Source organism: Zavarzinia sp. CC-PAN008 (genome assembly GCF_051903925.1).
Classification (GTDB): domain Bacteria; phylum Pseudomonadota; class Alphaproteobacteria; order Zavarziniales; family Zavarziniaceae.
Genome location: NZ_CP173678.1, coordinates 2351150 through 2368244, shown reverse-complemented (window position 1 = coordinate 2368244; position 17095 = coordinate 2351150). Strand labels below are relative to the sequence as shown.

17 protein-coding genes are annotated in these 17095 nt (G+C 67.2%); 3 read left to right on the top strand and 14 right to left on the bottom strand.

The genetic code is table 11. The features are described 5' to 3' along the window. Positions 1–27: 27 nt before the first annotated feature. Positions 28–420 carry a PRC-barrel domain-containing protein gene (locus ACI6GS_RS11110; RefSeq protein WP_439817861.1) on the top strand — a complete coding sequence of 131 codons (393 nt, stop codon included), beginning with the start codon at positions 28–30 and terminating at the stop codon, positions 418–420. Positions 421–518: 98 nt separating this feature from the next. Continuing rightward, positions 519–665 carry a hypothetical protein gene (locus tag ACI6GS_RS11105; protein ID WP_439817860.1) on the top strand — a complete coding sequence of 49 codons (147 nt, stop codon included), beginning with the start codon at positions 519–521 and terminating at the stop codon, positions 663–665. Between the two features lie 29 nt (positions 666–694). Here the strand turns inward: ACI6GS_RS11105 and ACI6GS_RS11100 are convergent, their stop codons facing one another. After that, positions 695–1894, bottom strand: a complete 1200-nt coding sequence (locus tag ACI6GS_RS11100) for a CaiB/BaiF CoA transferase family protein (protein WP_439817859.1) — start codon at positions 1892–1894, stop codon at positions 695–697. 80 nt (positions 1895–1974) lie between these two features. Here ACI6GS_RS11100 and ACI6GS_RS11095 point away from each other — a divergent pair, with 80 nt between their 5' ends. Continuing rightward, positions 1975–3027, top strand: coding sequence for an AAA family ATPase (locus tag ACI6GS_RS11095; RefSeq protein ID WP_439817858.1), 1053 nt, complete (start codon positions 1975–1977; stop codon positions 3025–3027). 517 nt (positions 3028–3544) lie between these two features. Here ACI6GS_RS11095 and ACI6GS_RS11090 read toward each other — a convergent pair. From ACI6GS_RS11090 to ACI6GS_RS11030, 13 genes are all read right to left on the bottom strand, one after another. Further along, the gene (locus tag ACI6GS_RS11090; protein WP_439817857.1) at positions 3545–3802 is read right to left on the bottom strand and encodes a DUF1467 family protein; all 258 of its coding nucleotides are present in this window, start codon (positions 3800–3802) and stop codon (positions 3545–3547) included. A gap of 96 nt (positions 3803–3898) precedes the next feature. Next, on the bottom strand, positions 3899–5578 hold the full coding sequence (locus ACI6GS_RS11085) for a ribonuclease J (RefSeq protein WP_439817856.1): 1680 nt from the start codon (positions 5576–5578) through the stop codon (positions 3899–3901). After that, positions 5575–6372: a type III pantothenate kinase gene (locus tag ACI6GS_RS11080; RefSeq protein ID WP_439817855.1), complete on the bottom strand. Its 798-nt coding sequence runs from the start codon at positions 6370–6372 to the stop codon at positions 5575–5577. The genes ACI6GS_RS11085 and ACI6GS_RS11080 overlap by 4 nt, the downstream gene beginning before the upstream one ends. A gap of 7 nt (positions 6373–6379) precedes the next feature. Continuing rightward, on the bottom strand, positions 6380–7159 hold the full coding sequence (locus tag ACI6GS_RS11075; RefSeq protein WP_439817854.1) for a biotin--[acetyl-CoA-carboxylase] ligase: 780 nt from the start codon (positions 7157–7159) through the stop codon (positions 6380–6382). After that, entirely contained in the window at positions 7156–8673 is a 1518-nt protein-coding gene (gene nuoN, locus ACI6GS_RS11070) for an NADH-quinone oxidoreductase subunit NuoN (protein ID WP_439817853.1), read from the bottom strand. The genes ACI6GS_RS11075 and nuoN overlap by 4 nt, the downstream gene beginning before the upstream one ends. Then, a complete protein-coding gene (locus ACI6GS_RS11065; RefSeq protein WP_439817852.1) occupies positions 8673–10217 on the bottom strand; it encodes an NADH-quinone oxidoreductase subunit M in 1545 nt (514 codons plus the stop codon). The genes nuoN and ACI6GS_RS11065 overlap by 1 nt, the downstream gene beginning before the upstream one ends. Before the next feature lie 31 nt (positions 10218–10248). Continuing rightward, on the bottom strand, positions 10249–12192 hold the full coding sequence (gene nuoL / locus ACI6GS_RS11060; protein WP_439817851.1) for an NADH-quinone oxidoreductase subunit L: 1944 nt from the start codon (positions 12190–12192) through the stop codon (positions 10249–10251). Between the two features lie 5 nt (positions 12193–12197). Then, positions 12198–12503 carry an NADH-quinone oxidoreductase subunit NuoK gene (gene nuoK, locus ACI6GS_RS11055; protein WP_439817850.1) on the bottom strand — a complete coding sequence of 102 codons (306 nt, stop codon included), beginning with the start codon at positions 12501–12503 and terminating at the stop codon, positions 12198–12200. Positions 12504–12507: 4 nt separating this feature from the next. Next, on the bottom strand, positions 12508–13119 hold the full coding sequence (locus ACI6GS_RS11050; RefSeq protein ID WP_439817849.1) for an NADH-quinone oxidoreductase subunit J: 612 nt from the start codon (positions 13117–13119) through the stop codon (positions 12508–12510). 7 nt (positions 13120–13126) lie between these two features. Continuing rightward, positions 13127–13615, bottom strand: coding sequence for an NADH-quinone oxidoreductase subunit NuoI (gene nuoI, locus ACI6GS_RS11045; RefSeq protein WP_439817848.1), 489 nt, complete (start codon positions 13613–13615; stop codon positions 13127–13129). Positions 13616–13617: 2 nt separating this feature from the next. After that, positions 13618–14637 carry an NADH-quinone oxidoreductase subunit NuoH gene (gene nuoH / locus ACI6GS_RS11040; RefSeq protein ID WP_439817847.1) on the bottom strand — a complete coding sequence of 340 codons (1020 nt, stop codon included), beginning with the start codon at positions 14635–14637 and terminating at the stop codon, positions 13618–13620. Beyond that, positions 14630–16723, bottom strand: a complete 2094-nt coding sequence (gene nuoG / locus ACI6GS_RS11035) for an NADH-quinone oxidoreductase subunit NuoG (protein WP_439817846.1) — start codon at positions 16721–16723, stop codon at positions 14630–14632. Before nuoG ends, nuoH begins: the two co-directional genes overlap by 8 nt. 7 nt (positions 16724–16730) lie before the next feature. Further along, positions 16731–17090: a pentapeptide repeat-containing protein gene (locus ACI6GS_RS11030; RefSeq protein ID WP_439817845.1), complete on the bottom strand. Its 360-nt coding sequence runs from the start codon at positions 17088–17090 to the stop codon at positions 16731–16733. Positions 17091–17095 lie beyond the last annotated feature (5 nt).

Genomic DNA, 17095 nt, shown 5'->3' with positions numbered 1-17095 from the left:
ACGGAACACTTGTGAAGGAGTAGAATGATGTCGACCACGCCCCGCACCCAGGACGAACTGAACCGGCGCGAGACGTCTCACCTGATCGCTGCCGACAAGGTCGAAGGAACGGCCGTGTACAACCGCGCCGGCGATCGCCTGGGCGCGATCGACAACATCATGATCGACAAGATGTCGGGCAAGGTTGCTTATGCCGTCATGTCGTTCGGCGGCTTCCTGGGCATTGGCGAGAAGTATCACGCCATGCCGTGGAGCGTGCTCAGCTACGACACCCAGATGGGCGGCTACCTGGTCAATCTCGACAAGGAGCAGCTGAAGAACGCCCCGATGTTCGGCCGTGGCGAAACGGTCGACTGGGAAAACCGGGAATGGGGGACGCGCGTCCACGACTACTACCGCGCCCCGTATTTCTGGCTTTGATCTGAAGCGGAACGCGGCGCCACCCGCCGCGTTTCATCCCTGGCGGGGCCGGTCACCGGCCCCGCCAGACCCGCCCTCCTCTAGGAAGCAAGAAACCGATGTCGACCCCGGTCGTCCTGCTGATCATTCTGATGGGCCTTCTTGGCGTAGGGTTCGCGCGCGGGCGGCGACGGCCGGTGCGCATCCGCAACGCCGCCGAGGCCAGCCCGACGATCGCGCCACCAGCCCCGACCATCGAGGCCTGAGCGGCGTAAGTCTTGGCGCGGCCCAGCGATCAGGCGACCGACCGGGTGCTGCGCAGTGCCGCCACCTCCTCCGCCGTATAGCCAAGGCGCCCCAGCACCGAATCGGTGTGCTCACCCGCCGTTGGCGATGGGCCCTGCGGCCCGGTATCGACGCCGTGGAATTTCACCGGTGTCGCGATCGACCGGAACGACGCCGCCCCCCCTGCCCCCGGAATCTCGACGAACGCGCCCGCCGCATTGGCCTGGGGATCGTTCGCAACCTGCTCCGGCGACTGCACGGGCGCCCAGACCAGATCCTGCTCGTCCAGCCGCCTAGCCCATTCCTCCAGCGGGCGCTCGTCGAACAGGCTGTCCAGAAGGGCAATGAGTTCCGCCGCATTCACCTTGCGGTCGCGCGGCGTGCGGAAGCGGGGGTCCCCCGTCAACTCCGGCATGCCGACAGCGTTCGCGATGCGCTGCCAGTCGTCCTGCGCATGGCGGGTCAGCATGACCAGCCAGTTGCCGTCCTGCGTGCGATAGAACGAGTTCAGCGGACTGGGCGCCTGGTCGCGCGTCCGGGTCGATGCCACGCGTCCGAAGCGCAACTGCAGCGACAGGTCCGAGCCCAGACAGTAGATCCCGGTGCGCAGCAGCGATGTCTCGACCAGCCGCCCCTTGCCTGTCTTCTCGCGCGCATAGAGTGCGGCGGCGATCCCGCTGGCCATGGCGATGCCGGTCGTATGGTCGCCGACCGCGGTCCGCATCGGGATCGGTTCCTGTCCCTTTGGCGTGGTCAGTCGGCCGTGACCGGCACGCGACCAGAACGCCGCCAGGTCGAAGCCGGGACGATCCTTTTCCGGTCCGTCCAGGCCATAGCCGGTCACACTGGCATAGATCAGGCGCGGGTGGCGGGCGCTGACCTGGGCCCAGTCGAGCCCTGCCCTGGCCAGGGCCGCCGGGCGCACGTTGGTCAGGAAGACGTCGGCCTGCGCCACCAGACGGCGCATGACCTCTGCCCCGCCTTCGGACCGGATGTCGATGGCGATCGACCGCTTTCCGCGATTGTCGAGTTCGAAGACCGGGTTTTCCGCGATGCCGCTGGCCCCCACATTGTCCATGAACTTGCGGATCGGATCGCCACCCGGTGGCTCGACCTTGATCACCTCCGCCCCCCAGTCGGCCAGCATGCAGCCCGCCGCCGGGGCCGCGATGTAGCTTGCCAGTTCCACCACGCGCACGCCTTCGAGCATCGCGCCGCCTCCCGTCCTCGTTGATCCCTTGGCCGCCGGCATCGTAGCGGCGCCACGCCGCTGCAACTATAGTCACGCTCGTGCCCGACCTGACCCGCAGCAGCTCCGCATCCGAGCAGTACCGAATCCTGACGCTGGGCGAGCTGGCAGCCGCCCGCATTGGCATGCCCGAAATGCTTCTGGCGCCGTGGCTGCGCGAGGGCGAGATCTGGATGGTCCATGCCGCGGCGGGGGTGGGAAAGACGTTCTTTGCGCTGAACGTCGCCTGGGCGCTGGCCTGCGGCGGCGAGTTCCTGGGCTGGAACGTGCGGCGTCCGCGCCGCGTCCTGTACCTGGACGGCGAGATGGCAGACTGGGACTTCCAGGACCGCATGGCCGGCATCGTCGCGGCCAGCCGGCGCGACCTGCAGGGCGACGTGCGGGCGGGACTGGACAATTTCCACCTGTTCGCGGCCACCAGCCAGCCGATCGGCGTGCCCTTCCCCGACCTGGCGACGCAGGACGGCCTGGCGGTGCTGATGGAACGGGCGCGGGGCCACGACCTGGTGGTGATCGACAGCCTGGCGACGACCATGCGCAGCGGCGACGAGGACGAAAGCGTCTACTGGTCCAACCTTCAGGATTCTCTGATCGAACTGCGCAAGCGCCGGACCGCGGTGCTGATCGTGCACCATGTCGACCGCTCCGGCCCCCAGGCCCCGGCAACGATGAAGGAAGTCATCCTGGATGGCCGGTTGAGCCTGACGCGGCCGGCGGACTACAGCCCGACGCAGGGCGCCCGCTGGGTGCTGACCTGGGAGAAGATGCGCAACCTGAAGGGTATCGAGATCGGCCCGATCACCGCGTCCATGCACCAGGACGAGCAGGGCCGGCCCTATTGGGACACGGAGTCCCTGGACGATGAACCACTGATCCGGCTGCGCGCGATGCTGGCCAGCGGCGACTTCGCCAACGTCCAGGAACTGGCAACGGCCCTGGACGTGCCGGCGGAGACGATCGTCACCTGGAAGACCAAGGCGATCCAGCGCGGCCTGTTCAACTCCAGCCAATGGGCGGACTGGCAGATCGCCGCGCGCGAAGCCCGGGTCGAAGGCGGCGACACGCCCCCCATCTCGGCCGTCCTGCCGCGCTGAGCATCGGGCGGTGCGCCTTGACAGGCGCCCGACCACTGCAACGCAGCACGATGCCCACAATGGTCATGCCAATAACGCCCACGTTTCCTGCGATCTGATCGATCCAGGAGACTCATCGTGCAGCAGCGACTGGGGCCATTTCAGGCGCAAAGCGGAAGTAGTGCGTGAAGTGCCATCCGCGGATTCTGGAAACATCCATGCTGCGATGCACAATTCCACATCTCGCATACGCACACGCGCTGGGCAACTTGGCGCGATTTTGAGCATCTGACGGCGTTTACTGGTGACATCCAAATTAGAGTCAGCTATATTTTCTTCACTCAAAAGGGGGCTGCCACACGGCGCTACAGCCCGAGTTTGGGGAGGCGGAACAGGAAAAGGCAGACGCGCCCTCGAGAGCGTGTCGCACAAGAAAAGGGCGGGACCGGGGGTCCCGCCCTTTCACATTTCAGGGCACGCGCGCCAAGCCAGTAATTCAGGCCCGTGCTTCAGGCCCGTGCTTCGGGCCGGGGCCCGGTCAGGCCGGCAGCGGGGCCCGCAGCGGCGGCAGCACCCCCAGATAGGTCGCCCCGGCAAACAGCGCCAGCAGGATCAAGGTAACCAGCGTCGTCACCAGGACGATCCGCAGCATGCGCGGGGCCACGGGCGCGCTGCCCGGCGTGCCGGGGACGATCTCGCCCGACTCGTCCTGTGTCCGCAGGCCCCAGGGCAGCACCGCGAACAGGACGATCCACCAGCCCACGGCAAAGAACATCGCCACGTTGAACCAGGTCATCGCCGTCTCCCTCCCGAGTGCCGTGCCGCGCCAGGAAGGGCCAAGGACGACGCGGATGCAACGCGCATCATGTCCCGCCCCTGCGGACCCACGAATTCAGAGATCCAGGCGGATCACCTGGATATCGGTCATCGGCTTCTTGCCCGTGGCCTCCGACGCGGCGCGGCGACCGGCCCTGCGCGCGGCCTCGCGCACGGCCTCGTCGTCCTGGGCACGCTTGCGCGGCAGGAGTTCGACCGCATCACGCACCGCGGACAGGACGGCCTCGCTGCAGGCATCCGCTTCCGGCACCCCGGCCACCGTGACGCGCGGCGCGCCCATCAGCCGACCGGACTTGTCCAGGACCAGGGCGACGACGACGTGCCCCGCGAACATCAGGCGCCGCCGTGCCGCCAGGGCGCCGCCATCCTCCGGCACCAGATGGCGGCCATCCAGGGCCAGCCGGCCGGTGGTGACACGCCCCACCAGCTCCGGCGATCCAGGAGCGAGGCGCAGGATATCGCCGTTCTGCACCAGCGGCGTCTCCGGCACGTTCAGGTGCTGGACCAGGCGCTGGTGCTCCGCCAGGTGTCGCGCCTCGCCATGCACTGGCACGGCGATATGGGGGCGGACCCAGGAATACATCTCGGTCAGTTCGTCCCGGCAGGGATGGCCGGAGACGTGCACCAGGTGGTCCTGCTCGGTCAGGATCTCCACCCCGCGGGCGGTGAGGCGGTTGTGCATCTCGCCAATCGGCTTCTCGTTGCCCGGGATGATCTTGGACGAGAAGATGGCCGTGTCGCCCCGTTCCAGCACGACATGCGGATGGTCCCCCCCGGCGATTCGCGCCATGGCACCGCGCGGCTCGCCCTGGCTGCCGGTGACGAGGTAGAGGACCTTGTCGGGCGGCAGGTAGCCAGCTTCGGACTCGCCCAGGACGTTGTCCAGTTCGCGGATGTAGCCTGCCTTGCGCGCACAGGCGATGGCCCGGTGCATCGAGCGCCCGACCACAACCAGATGCCGGTCGTTCAGGCGCGCCGCGTGCGCGACACTCTCCAGCCGTGCCACGTTGGAGGCGAACGTCGTGACCGCCACCCGGCCGCGCAGCGTGCCGATCAGCTGCGCCAGGCTCTCGCGCACCGTCGCTTCGGAGCCGGATCGGCCGGGCGAGAAGACGTTGGTCGAATCGCAGACCATCGCCAGCACGCCCTCGTCGCCCAGGCGCTTCAGCGTCTCCTGGTCGGTGCGTGCGCCCAGCATCGGCTCGGGATCGATCTTCCAGTCGCCGGTGTGCAGGACCAGCCCTTGCGGTGTCCTGATCGCCAGGGCGTTAGGCTCGGGGATCGAATGGGTCAGCGCGACGAAGCGGATGCTGAACGGTGCCAAGTCGATCGTGCCCCCCAGGGGCACGACGTGCAGGGGCACCAGGTCGCGAATGCGCTGCTCCTCCAGCTTCGATTCGAGCATGGCCGCGGTGAAGGGCGTCGCGTAGACCGGGCATTGCAGGCGCGGCCACAAATGCGCCACCGCCCCCAGGTGATCCTCGTGCGCATGGGTCAGCACGATGCCCAGCAGGTCGTCGGCGCGCTGCTCGATGAAGGCCGGGTCCGGAAAGATCAGGTCGATGCCGGGCGTCTCCCGCTCGGCAAAGCTCACGCCGCAATCGACCATGATCCAGCGGCCATCGCAGCCATACAGGTTCAGGTTCATCCCGATCTCGCCAGCCCCGCCCAGGGGGAGGAAGACCAGTTCGTCCGGCCCGGGATCGAAGCCCAGGCGGAAGGGGACGTCGGTCACGAGGCGATCCGCCGCGTCGGGATCTCGCCCGCATTGCGGCGATAGACGGCCAACAGGCCCCGCATGGACAGGTCGGGGGCCACTTCCTCGATCACGTCGGTCGCGTCCACGAACAGGGGCGCCTGGCCACCCGTCGCGAAGACCTTCATCGGCGCGCCGAATTCCGCCTTGATGCGAGCGACCAGTCCCTCGATCAGGCCGACATAGCCCCAGAAAACGCCGGCATGCATGGCCGAGAGCGTGTCCTTGCCGATGACGCGGGCCGGGCGCTCCACCGTGATGCGCGGCAGCTTTGCGGTCGCCGTGTGCAGCGCCTCGATCGACAGGTTGATGCCGGGCGCGATCACGCCGCCGATATAGGCCCCCGTCTGGTCGACCACGTCGAAGGTCGTGGCCGTGCCGAAGTCGACCACGATGGCGGGGCCGTTATGGATCTCGCGCACGGCGATCGCGTTGCAGATGCGATCGGCACCCACGTCGCGCGGCCGGTCCATGTGGATCACGATGCCGGTATCGACGCCCTCGTCCCCGATCACGATGGGCCGTGCGTTGAAATAGCGCTCGCACAGCAGGCGCAGGTCGAACATGGTCTGCGGCACGACGCTGCCGATCACGGCCGCCGTGATGTCTCCCGGCCCCAGGTTCTTCAGCGCCATCAGATGGACCAGCCAGACGGCGTATTCGTCGGCCGTCCGACTGTTGGTCGTGTGGATGCGCCATTCCGACAGCTGGGTATTGCCGTCAAAGACCGAGAACTTGATGTTCGTGTTGTTGGCGTTGATCGCAAGCAGCATGGGGGTCTCAGCCGAAGAAGACGTCGCCGGCGGTGATCAGGCGCGTCGCCCCATCCGCCTCGGTCAGGATCAGGGCGCCCTGCGGGTCCAGGCCGGCAAAGCGGCCATGCAGGGTCTGGTTCGGCAGGCGGACGCGGATCGGCTGCCCCATGCCGCGGGCCCGTGCAGTCCACGCCGCGCGGACTGCGGCGAAGCCACCGGCAGCGAACGCGTCCAGCCAATGGGCCAGCCGCGCCGTCAGGCGTTCCAGCGCCTGCTCCGGCGTGGGCGGCGCGGCAAAGGCGGCGATGGAGGTGGCCGGCGTCTCGGTGCCCTCCGGATGATGGGCCAGGTTGATGCCAATGCCCAAGATCAGCGCCGGATGCGCACCCCCACCATGGCTTTCCAGCAGGATGCCAGAGATCTTGCGCCAGTCGTCCGGCCGATCTTCCACCATCACGTCGTTGGGCCACTTCAGCGCGATGGTCATGCCGGGCAGGAACGATTCGACCGTCTCCAGCACCGCAAGGCTCGCCAGGAAGGACAGGCGCGCAGCCTCGGCCGGGACCAGGCCCAGGCGCAGCAGGTAGGACACCGACAGGTTGCCGATGGGCGACTCCCAGGCCCGGCCGCGTCGGCCGCGGCCACTGGTCTGGCGCAGGGCAAAGACGGCCAGGCCGTGCGGCGCACCGGCATCCGCCCTGGCCTTCGCCTCGTCCTGGGTGGAGCCGATCTCCGGGAATGCCGCCAGGGTGAAGCCCGGCGGCAGGACCACGGTTCCGATGCCCGGCCCCGCGGACAGACTCACCGGATCAGGGCCTGCGCCGCCACGGTCGCCGCCGCCACCAGCGGGGCGGGCGCCAGGATGAACAGGACGTTGAACGCGCTGGTGCCGGCCAGGATCACGCCCGACGGCGCCGAGAGCGTGCTTTCGATGGCGACCGTCGGCTCGTCGAAATACATCAGCTTGACGATGCGCAGGTAGTAGTAGGCGCCGATGACGCTGGACAGCACACCCGCCACGGCCAGGACATAGAGCCCGGCATCGATCGCCGCCATGAAGACGTAGAACTTGCCCCAGAAGCCCGCCAGCGGCGGGATGCCGGCCAGCGAGAACATGAAGATCGCCATGGCAAAGGCCAGGGCCGGGCGCGTCTTGGACAGACCGGCCAGCGCGCCGATGTCCTCGCGCAGCTCGCCCTTGGCGCGCAGCGCCAGCAGGACGCAGAACGCGCCGATCGTCATCGACAGGTAGATCGCCATGTAGATCAGCACGGCGCGCACGGCGCCCTGGGCGATGGCGACGTTCTGGGCCAGGGCGGCCGCATCCATGCCGGCATTGCGGTCGACGCTGGCCGCGGCCAGGCCCACCAGCGCGAAGCCGATATGGCCGATCGAACTGTAGGCCAGCAGGCGCTTGATGTTGGTCTGGCCGATCGCCGCCAGCGAGCCCAGGATCATCGAGGCCAGCGCCACGATCCAGACGACCTGCAGCCATTCGTGCCCGATCTCCCCGAACGGGGCCAGGATCGTGCGCAGGAACAGCGCCATGGCCGCCACCTTGGGTGCCGCGGCAAAGAATGCCGTCACCGCGGTGGGCGAGCCTTCGTAGACGTCGGGCGTCCACATGTGGAACGGCACGGCGGACACCTTGAAGGCCAAGCCCGCGATCAGGAACACCAGGCCCACGATCAGGCCGACCGGTGCCGGACCCTCCACCGTCTGCAGCACGTTGGCGATGCGGTCGAACAGCGTCGTGCCGCTGAAGCCGTAAACCATGGAGGCGCCGTAGAGCAGCATGCCCGACGACAGCGCGCCCAGGACAAAGTACTTCAGGCCCGCCTCGGTCGAGCGGGCGTCGTCGCGCCGGATTGCCGCCAGGACGTAGAGCGACAGGGACTGCAGCTCCAGGCCCGTATAGAGCGTGATCAGGTCGTTGGCGGAAACCATGATCATCATGCCCGCGACCGCCAGCATGACCAGGATCGGGAACTCGAACCGGCCGCCGCCTTCCGCCTCGAAATAGTCGAGGGCCAGGGGCAGCGTCAGGATGGCGCCGATCAGGATCAGGATCTTGGCGAAGCGGGCAAAGCCGTCCATCGCGAAGGCGCCCTGGAAGGTGACCGCCGCCCCGTCATAGGTGAACGCGACCAGCAGGGCCGCGACCAGGGTCAGCACGGCGCCGAGCGCCACCGTCTTGAGGCTGGAATCCCCCCGGAACACGCCAAAGACCAGAAGGATCATGGCGCCCACCGCCACGATCACCTCGGGCAGGACGGAATCGAGATCCGCCAGGGTGAAGACCGTCTGTTGCGTGATCATCAGTGGGCCTCCGCCGCGGCGGGTGCGGCCTCGGCCGGGGCTGCGGCGCCTGCCGCGGCCTGGCTGGCGGCCAGGTTGCGTTCATGCTGTGCGATCAGGTTGCGCACCGACGCGGTCGTCGCGTCCATGAAGGTCGAGGGATAGATGCCGATCCAGAAGGCGAGCACGATCAGCGGGGCAAAGGTCACGACCTCGCGCCGCGTCAGGTCGCCGATCGTCTGCAGGTCTGCATGGACCAGTTCGCCGAACACAACCCGGCGATAGAGCCACAGCGAGTAGGCAGCCCCCAGGATCACGCCGACGGTCGCCAGCGTCGCCGTCCAGGTGCTGACCTGGAAGGCCCCGACCAGGATCAGGAACTCGCCCACGAAGCCGGACGTGCCGGGCAGGCCGATCGTCGCCATGGTGAAGACCAGGAAGACGAAGGCATAGACCGGCATGCGGTTGACCAGGCCGCCATAGCGCGCGATCTCGCGGCTGTGGATCCGGTCATAGACGACGCCCACGCACAGGAACAGCGCGCCGGAGACGATGCCGTGGCTGATCATCTGCAGGATGCCGCCCTGCAGCCCCTGCTCCGTCATGGTGAACACGCCGATCGTGATGAAGCCCATGTGGGCGACCGACGAATAGGCGATGAGCTTCTTCATGTCCTGCTGCACCAGCGCCACCAGGCTGGTGTAGAGGATCGCAACCACCGACAGGCCATAGATCAGCGGCGCGAAGAACACCGACGCTTCCGGGAACATGGGCAGCGAGAAGCGCAGGAAGCCATAGCCGCCCATCTTCAGCAGCACGCCCGCCAGGATGACGGAGCCGGCGGTCGGCGCCTCCACGTGCGCATCCGGGAGCCATGTATGGACCGGCCACATCGGCACCTTCACCGCGAAGGAGGCGAAGAAGGCCAGCCATAGCCAGAACTGCATGCCCTGCGGGAAGGCATGGTCAAGCAGCACGGTGATGTCGGTCGTGCCGGCCTGGAAGTACATCGCCATGATGGCGAGCAGCATCAGGACCGAGCCCAGCAGGGTGTAGAGGAAGAACTTGAAGCTGGCATAGACCCGGCGCGGCCCGCCCCAGATCCCGATGATCAGGAACATCGGGATCAGGCCGGCTTCGAAGAACAGGTAGAACAGCACCAGGTCGAGCGCGCAGAACACGCCCAGCATCAGTGTCTCGAGCACCAGGAACGCGACCATGTACTCGCGCACCCGCTTCGACACCGAGTCCCAGCTGGCCAGGATGCACAGCGGCATCAGGAACGTGGTCAGCAGCACGAACAGGATCGAGATGCCGTCGACGCCCATCCGGTACTGGATGCCCAGGCCCAGCCAGTTCGCCGTCTCCTGCATCTGGAAAGCGGGCGTCGTCGGGTCGAACTCGGCCCAGACGAAGAGCGAGACGACAAAGGTGATGATCGTCGTCCACAGCGAGATCCACCGCGCCTGCGCGGCAATGCTCGCCTCGCTTCCCCGCAGGAGCAGGATCGCCAACGCACCTGCGGTGGGCAGGAACGTCATGACGGACAGGATGGGCCAGCTCATGCGCGTGCCCCCCGGATCAAGGTGTCAACGATCATAGGGGCGGCCCGAAGCGCAGGAAGATCCAGGTGATCAGGACGGCAACGCCGATCAGCATGGCAAAGGCATAGTGGTAGATGAACCCGGTCTGGATCCGGACGACCTGCCGGGTGGTCGCCGCCACCGTCGCGGCGACGCCATCGGGGCCGAACCCGTCGATGATCATCTGGTCGCCGCGCCGCCAGAACAGGCGACCGAACCACAAGGCCGGCTTCACGAACACCAGGTTGTAGAGTTCGTCGAAGTACCACTTGTTCAGCAGGAACAGGTACAGCGGCCGGTTCGCGGTCGCCAGCGCACGCGGGATCCAGGGCTGGGCCACATAGAACCACCAGGAGACGGCGAGGCCCAGCACGCCCATGACGGCAGGCGCCAGCTTGACCCAGGTCGGCACATGATGGGCCGCATCCATCGTCTCGCGGATCGGCACGATGGCGCCCGCGAAGAACTCCTTCCAGTGATGGCCGACGAAGCTGTCATAGAAGGTGAAGCCCGCGGCCACCGCCCCCACCGCCAGCAGCAGCAGCGGCACCGTCATGACCAGGGGCGCCTCGTGCGCATGGTCATAATGGTGATGGTCGTGCGGCTTGCCATGGAAGGCCATGAAGATCAGCCGGCCGGAATAGAAGGCGGTGAAGAACGCCGCGACGATGCCCAGGGCAAAGGCCAGGTGCCCGACATCGGCACGGGCCGGGTCGACCTCCGCGAACGCATAGGCCGCCTCGAGGATGGCGTCCTTGGAATAGTAGCCGGCGAAGAAGGGCAGGCCGACAAGGGCCAGAGAGCCGATCCACATCATCGCATAGGTGAAGGGGATCTTGCGCCACAGCCCGCCCATGTTGCGCAGGTCCTGCTCGTGGTGCATCGCGTGGATCACGGCGCCGGCGCCCAGGAACAGCAGCGCCTTGAAGAAGGCATGCGTGAACAGGTGGAAGACCGAGGCCTGGTAGGCCGACACACCGGCGGCAAAGAACATGTAGCCGAGCTGGCTGCAGGTCGAATAGGCGATGACGCGCTTGATGTCGTTCTGCACCAGGCCGACGCTGGCCGCGAAAAAGGCCGTCAGCGCGCCGACGATGGTGACCACGGTCAGCGCATCCGGCGCCAGCTCGAACATCGGCGAGCAGCGCGCGACCATGAACACCCCCGCCGTCACCATCGTGGCGGCATGGATCAGCGCGGAGACGGGGGTCGGCCCCTCCATCGCGTCCGGCAGCCAAGTGTGCAGCAGGAGCTGCGCCGACTTGCCCATGGCGCCGACGAAGAGCAGCAGGCAGATCGTCGTCAGGATGTCGAACTGCGCGCCCAGGAAGTCGAACGTCTGCCCCGCCTTGGCCGGCGCCGCCGCGAAGACGGCGTCGAACGACACCTCCCGGAACACCAGGAAGATCGCCATGATGCCCAGCGCAAAGCCGAAATCGCCCACGCGGTTGACCACGAACGCCTTGATCGCCGCGGCATTGGCCGAAGGCTTCTGGTACCAGAAGCCGATCAGCAGGTACGAGGCGAGGCCCACCCCTTCCCAGCCGAAATACAGCTGCACGAAGTTGTCCGCCGTCACCAGCATCAGCATGGCGAAGGTGAACAGGGACAGATAGGCCATGAACCGCGGCACGTGCGGATCGTCCGCCATGTAGCCGACGGAATAGATGTGGACCAGCGCCGAGACGTTGGTGACCACGACCAGCATCATCGCGGTCAGCGTGTCGATGCGCAGCGCCCAGCTGACCTGGAACGAACCCGAATTGATCCAGTCGAGCAGGTGCAGCGTGGTCGCCGGCTGCCCCGTATAGCGGACGAAGGCGAACCAGGACAGCACGGCGGCGGCCACCAGCAGGCCGCTGGTGATCCACTGGCTGGCGCGCTTGCCCAGGATGCGGCCGAAGAAGCCCGCCAGGATCGCCCCGAGAAGGGGCAGGAAGACGATTGCGGTAATCATCCGCGTCAGCCCCGCATCTGGTTGATGTCCTCGACCGCGATGGTCCCGCGATTGCGGAAATAGACCACCAGGATGGCGAGGCCGATGGCCGCCTCGCCCGCCGCGACCGTCAGCACGAACAGGGCAAAGGCCTGTCCCACCAGGTCGTTGAGGAAGGCCGAGAAGGCAACCAGGTTGATGTTGACCGCAAGCAGCATCAGCTCGACCGACATCAGGATGACGATCACGTTCTTCCGGTTCAGGAAGATGCCGAAGATCCCCAGGGTGAAGAGGATCGCCGCAACGACAAGGTAATGGCCAAGCCCGATCATCGCCTCAGATGCCCTGTCCGGGAGGAATGTTCTTGAGCTCGATCGCCGTCTCGCGGCTGCGGGCGACCTGGGCCGCGATCGACTGCCGCCGCACGCCCGCGCGCTGGCGCAGGGTCAGCACGATGGCCCCGATCATGGCGACCAGCAGGATCAGGCCCGAGATCTGAAACGGCAGCGCGAACTGCGTATAGAGCACCATGCCCAGCGCCTGGGTGTTGGTCAGGCCGCCGGCGTCGGCGGGCGCGCTGATCGCCAGTGCCGCATCGAACGGGATGACCCAGCCGCCGACCACGAAGGCCAGCTCCACCAGCAGGACAAGGCCGATCAGGGCGCCGATCGGCAGGTACTGCAGGAAGCCCTGGCGCAGTTCGACGAAGTTGATGTCCAGCATCATCACGACGAACAGGAACAGGACGGCGACCGCACCCACGTACACGATGACCAGGATCATCGCGATGAACTCGGCCCCCAGCAGCAGGAACAGGCCTGCTGAATTGAAGAAGGCGAGGATCAGGAAGAGCACGGAGTGCACAGGGTTGCGCGCCGAAATCACCATCACCGCCGAGGCGATGGTGATCGAGGCGAACAGGTAGAAGGCGAGGCTCGCGAGTGTCACGGCCGCCTCACCGATAGGGCGCGTCGGCCGCCAGGTTGGCCGCGATCTCGCGCTCCCACCTGTCGCCGTTCGAAAGGAGCTTGGCCTTGTCGTACATCAGCTCCTCGCGCGTTTCGGTCGCGAACTCGAAGTTCGGTCCCTCGACGATGGCATCGACCGGGCAGGCCTCCTGGCACAGGCCGCAATAGATGCACTTCGTCATGTCGATGTCGTAGCGGGTCGTGCGCCGGCTGCCGTCGGCGCGGGGTTCCGCCTCGATCGTGATGGCCAAGGCCGGGCACACCGCCTCGCACAGCTTGCAGGCGATGCAGCGCTCCTCGCCATTGCTGTAGCGGCGCAGCGCATGCTCGCCCCGGAAGCGCGGCGAGAGCGGCCCCTTTTCATAGGGATAGTTGATCGTCGCCTTGGGCTTGAACGAATAGCTGAAGGTCAGCTTCAAGCCCTTGACGAGATCGGTCAGGAACAGCGCCCGCGCGCTGCGGTCCAGGAACGACATGGTCAGCTTCCGATCCGTGGCGCCCAGCCGAACGCGACGAGCACGATTGCGGTGATGATGACCCAGGCCAGCGACAGGGGCAGGAAGACCTTCCAGCCCAGCCGCATCAGCTGGTCATAGCGGTAGCGCGGCACCGTCGCCTTCACCCAGCCATAGACGAAGAGCATGAAGACGACCTTGAGGATGAACCACAGCGGCCCCGGCACCCAGGTGAACGGCGCCACGTCGAACGGCGGCAGCCAGCCGCCCAGGAACAGCGTCACGGTCAGCGCGCTGAGCAGGATCATGTTGCCGTATTCGCCCAGCATGAACAGGGCGAAGGCCATGGACGAATATTCGACCTGGTAGCCGGCGACGAGTTCGGCCTCGGCCTCGGGCAGGTCGAAGGGCGGGCGGCTCGTCTCGGCCAGGGCGGAGATGTAGAAGATGATGAACATCGGGAAGAGCGGGATGGCGAACCACACCGTCTTCTGGGCCAGGACGATGTCCGACAGGTTGAGCGAGCCCACGCACATCAGCACGCTGACCAGGACGAAGCCCATCGAGACTTCGTAGGACACCATCTGCGCCGCCGAGCGCAGGCCGCCCAGGAAGGCGTAGCGCGAATTCGACGCCCAGCCCGACATGATGATGCCATAGACACCGAGCGAGCTGACCGCGAACAGGTACAGGATGCCGACATTGATGTCGGCCAGCACCCAGCCCTCGTTGAACGGGATCACCGCCCAGCCGATCATGGCCAGCGAGAAGGTGATCACGGGCGCGATCAGGAAGACGCCGCGATTGGCGCCCGCCGGGATGATCGTCTCCTTGGTCAGCAGCTTCAGCCCGTCGGCGAACGGCTGGAGCAGGCCGAACGGGCCCACGACATTGGGCCCGCGACGCAGCTGCATCATCGCCCAGATCTTGCGATCCGCCAGCGTCAGGTAGGCGACGGCCAGCAGCAGCGGCAGCACGATCGCCAGGATCTGCGCCACGATGATGACGAGCGGCCAGCCATAGTCGGTCCAGAGCTCAGCCATGGGTGCCGGTCCTTTCGCCCGCATGCGCATGGCCATGCGCCAGGTCGTGTGCAAGTTCCTTGGCCAGCCTGCTGCACTCGGCCATGGTGGTCGAGGCGCGGGCGATGGGGTTCGTCAGGTAGAAGTCGGCGACCGCATCGGCGACCGCGGTGGCCGCGACAGACCCCGGCGCACCGAACGGCGCCCAGGCCGCAGGCGTCACCCGGTCAAACGCCAGCAGATGCGGCGCGTCCTTGGCGATGCGGGCGCGCAGCTGGCTGATCGAGTCATAGGGCAGGCGCTTGCCGAGCACGTCCGACAGGGCCCGGAAGATCGCCCAGTCCTCGCGCGCGTCGCCCGGCGGGAAGATCGCGCGGTTGCCCAGCTGCGGCCGCCCCTCTGTATTCACATAGATGCCGTTCTTCTCGGTATAGGCAGCACCCGGCAGGATCACGTCGGCGACGTGCGCGCCGTGATCGCCATGCGTGCCGACATAGACGACGAACGGCTTTTCCAGGGCGTCCATCGGCAGTTCGTCGGCGCCCAGCAGGAAGAGCACGTCGAGCGCGCCTTGGCCTGCCGCGTCCAGCATGGCCGTGCGGTCCAGCCCGCCCTGCCCCGGCACGAAGCCGAGGTCGAGCGCGCCCACGCGCGACGCCGCCGTCTGCAGCACGTTGAAGCCGTTCCAGCCGTCCCTGACCAGGCCCAGGGCATCGGCCGCCTTCTGCGCCGCGGCCAGGACGGCGGCGCCATCAGGCCGGGCCAGCGCACCGGCCCCCAGGATCAGCATCGGCCGTTCGGCACCCTTCAGCACCTCGGCAAAGGCATGGGTGCCGTCGGCCAGCGCGCCCAGCACCGAGAGGTCGGCGCCCAGTTCCGTGACCGTGTATGTCAGGTCGCTGGCCGGACCGATGCGGCCGATGGGGAACTTCCCCTTCAGGTAGCGCTTGCGAATGCGGGCATTGAGGACAGGCGCCTCGCGCCGCGGATTGCTGCCGACCAGGATCAGGGCATCCGCCCGGTCGATCCCCGCGATGGTCGAGTTGAAGAGGTAGGAGGCGCGCTGCGTGACGTCCGCGGCGGCACCGTCCTGCCGCGCGTCCAGGTTGGGCGAGCCAAGCGCCACCAGCAGGTCCTTGAGCGCCGCGATCTCCTCGACCGCCGCCAGGTCGCCCACCAAGCCGCCGATGCGGCTGCCCGGCACGCCGTCAAGCCGGGCGCGGATCGCCTCGAATGCCTGGGCCCAGGTGGCGGGCTTCAGCTTGCCGCCCTCACGCACATAGGGGCGGTCCAGGCGCTGGCGACGCAGGCCATCCACCGCGAAGCGCGTCTTGTCGGAGATCCACTCCTCATTGATCTCCTCGTCGATGCGGGGCAGCACGCGCAGCACCTCGCGCCCGCGGGCATCGACGCGGATGGCGCTGCCCAGGGCGTCGTGCACGTCGACCGTCTCGGTCTTGCGCAGCTCCCACGGCCGCGCCACGAAGGCATAGGGCTTGGAGGTCAGGGCGCCGACCGGGCACAGGTCGATCACGTTGCCCTGCAGCTCCGAGGTCAGGGCCTGCTCCAGGTAGGTCGTGATCTGCATGTTCTCGCCACGCCCGATCGCGCCGATCTCCGGCACGCCCGCGACCTCGGTCGCGAAGCGCACGCAGCGGGTGCAATGGATGCAGCGGGTCATCACCGTCTTGACCAGCGGCCCCATGTTCTTCTCGGTCACCGCCCGCTTGTTCTCGGCATAGCGGCTGTGATCGAAGCCATAGGCCATGGCCTGGTCCTGCAGGTCGCACTCGCCGCCCTGGTCACAGATCGGGCAATCCAGCGGGTGGTTGATCAGCAGGAACTCCATCACGCCACGGCGCGCCTTGCGCACCATCGGCGTGTTGGTCTTGATCACCATGTTGTCGGCGGCGGGCATGGCGCAGGAGGCGATCGGCTTGGGCGCCTTTTCCTGCTCCACCAGGCACATGCGGCAATTGCCGGCGACCGACAGGCGCTCGTGATAGCAGAAGCGCGGCACCTCGATCCCCAGCGTCTCGCACGCCTGGAGCACCGTGGCACCGGGAGGAACCTCAACCTCCTGCCCGTCGATGGTCAGCTTCGGCATTGGCTCGTCATGCCCCGTTCTGTGCGGCCTGGTAGGCGGCCAGCAGGTTCTGGACCGGCACCCCGTCGATGGTCAATCCGTCCAGCTGACAGTCGACCAGCGCGGCACCGCTGAGATTGGCGTTGGTGACCTTGAGGCCACTGAGATCGGCGTCCGAGATCGCCGCATCGGTGAAATCGCAGTCGCGGAAGCGCGTCCCCGACAGGTTGGCGTCCGACAGGCCGGCGCTCGACAGGTCGACCTCACGGAACGTGGCGCCCGACAGGTCGACATTGTCAAAGATCGCATCGCCCATGTCGCAATCGCGGAAGCGAGCCCCGGACAGGTCCGCATCCTTGACGTTGAGCACGCCCGCGTCGGCCGCCATGGCGC

Excerpts from the sequence above, each read along its gene's own strand:
- ACI6GS_RS11110 (WP_439817861.1), top strand. The coding sequence starts at position 28 with ATGTCGACCACGCCCCGCACCCAGGACGAACTGAACCGGCGCGAGACG.
- ACI6GS_RS11105 (WP_439817860.1), top strand. The coding sequence starts at position 519 with ATGTCGACCCCGGTCGTCCTGCTGATCATTCTGATGGGCCTTCTTGGC.
- ACI6GS_RS11100 (WP_439817859.1), bottom strand. The coding sequence starts at position 1,894 with ATGCTCGAAGGCGTGCGCGTGGTGGAACTGGCAAGCTACATCGCGGCC.
- ACI6GS_RS11090 (WP_439817857.1), bottom strand. The coding sequence starts at position 3,802 with ATGACCTGGTTCAACGTGGCGATGTTCTTTGCCGTGGGCTGGTGGATC.
- ACI6GS_RS11080 (WP_439817855.1), bottom strand. The coding sequence starts at position 6,372 with ATGCTGCTTGCGATCAACGCCAACAACACGAACATCAAGTTCTCGGTC.
- nuoN (WP_439817853.1), bottom strand. The coding sequence starts at position 8,673 with ATGATCACGCAACAGACGGTCTTCACCCTGGCGGATCTCGATTCCGTC.
- ACI6GS_RS11065 (WP_439817852.1), bottom strand. The coding sequence starts at position 10,217 with ATGAGCTGGCCCATCCTGTCCGTCATGACGTTCCTGCCCACCGCAGGT.
- nuoL (WP_439817851.1), bottom strand. The coding sequence starts at position 12,192 with ATGATTACCGCAATCGTCTTCCTGCCCCTTCTCGGGGCGATCCTGGCG.
- nuoK (WP_439817850.1), bottom strand. The coding sequence starts at position 12,503 with ATGATCGGGCTTGGCCATTACCTTGTCGTTGCGGCGATCCTCTTCACC.
- nuoI (WP_439817848.1), bottom strand. The coding sequence starts at position 13,615 with ATGTCGTTCCTGGACCGCAGCGCGCGGGCGCTGTTCCTGACCGATCTC.
- nuoH (WP_439817847.1), bottom strand. The coding sequence starts at position 14,637 with ATGGCTGAGCTCTGGACCGACTATGGCTGGCCGCTCGTCATCATCGTG.
- nuoG (WP_439817846.1), bottom strand. The coding sequence starts at position 16,723 with ATGCCGAAGCTGACCATCGACGGGCAGGAGGTTGAGGTTCCTCCCGGT.
- ACI6GS_RS11030 (WP_439817845.1), bottom strand. The coding sequence starts at position 17,090 with ATGGCGGCCGACGCGGGCGTGCTCAACGTCAAGGATGCGGACCTGTCC.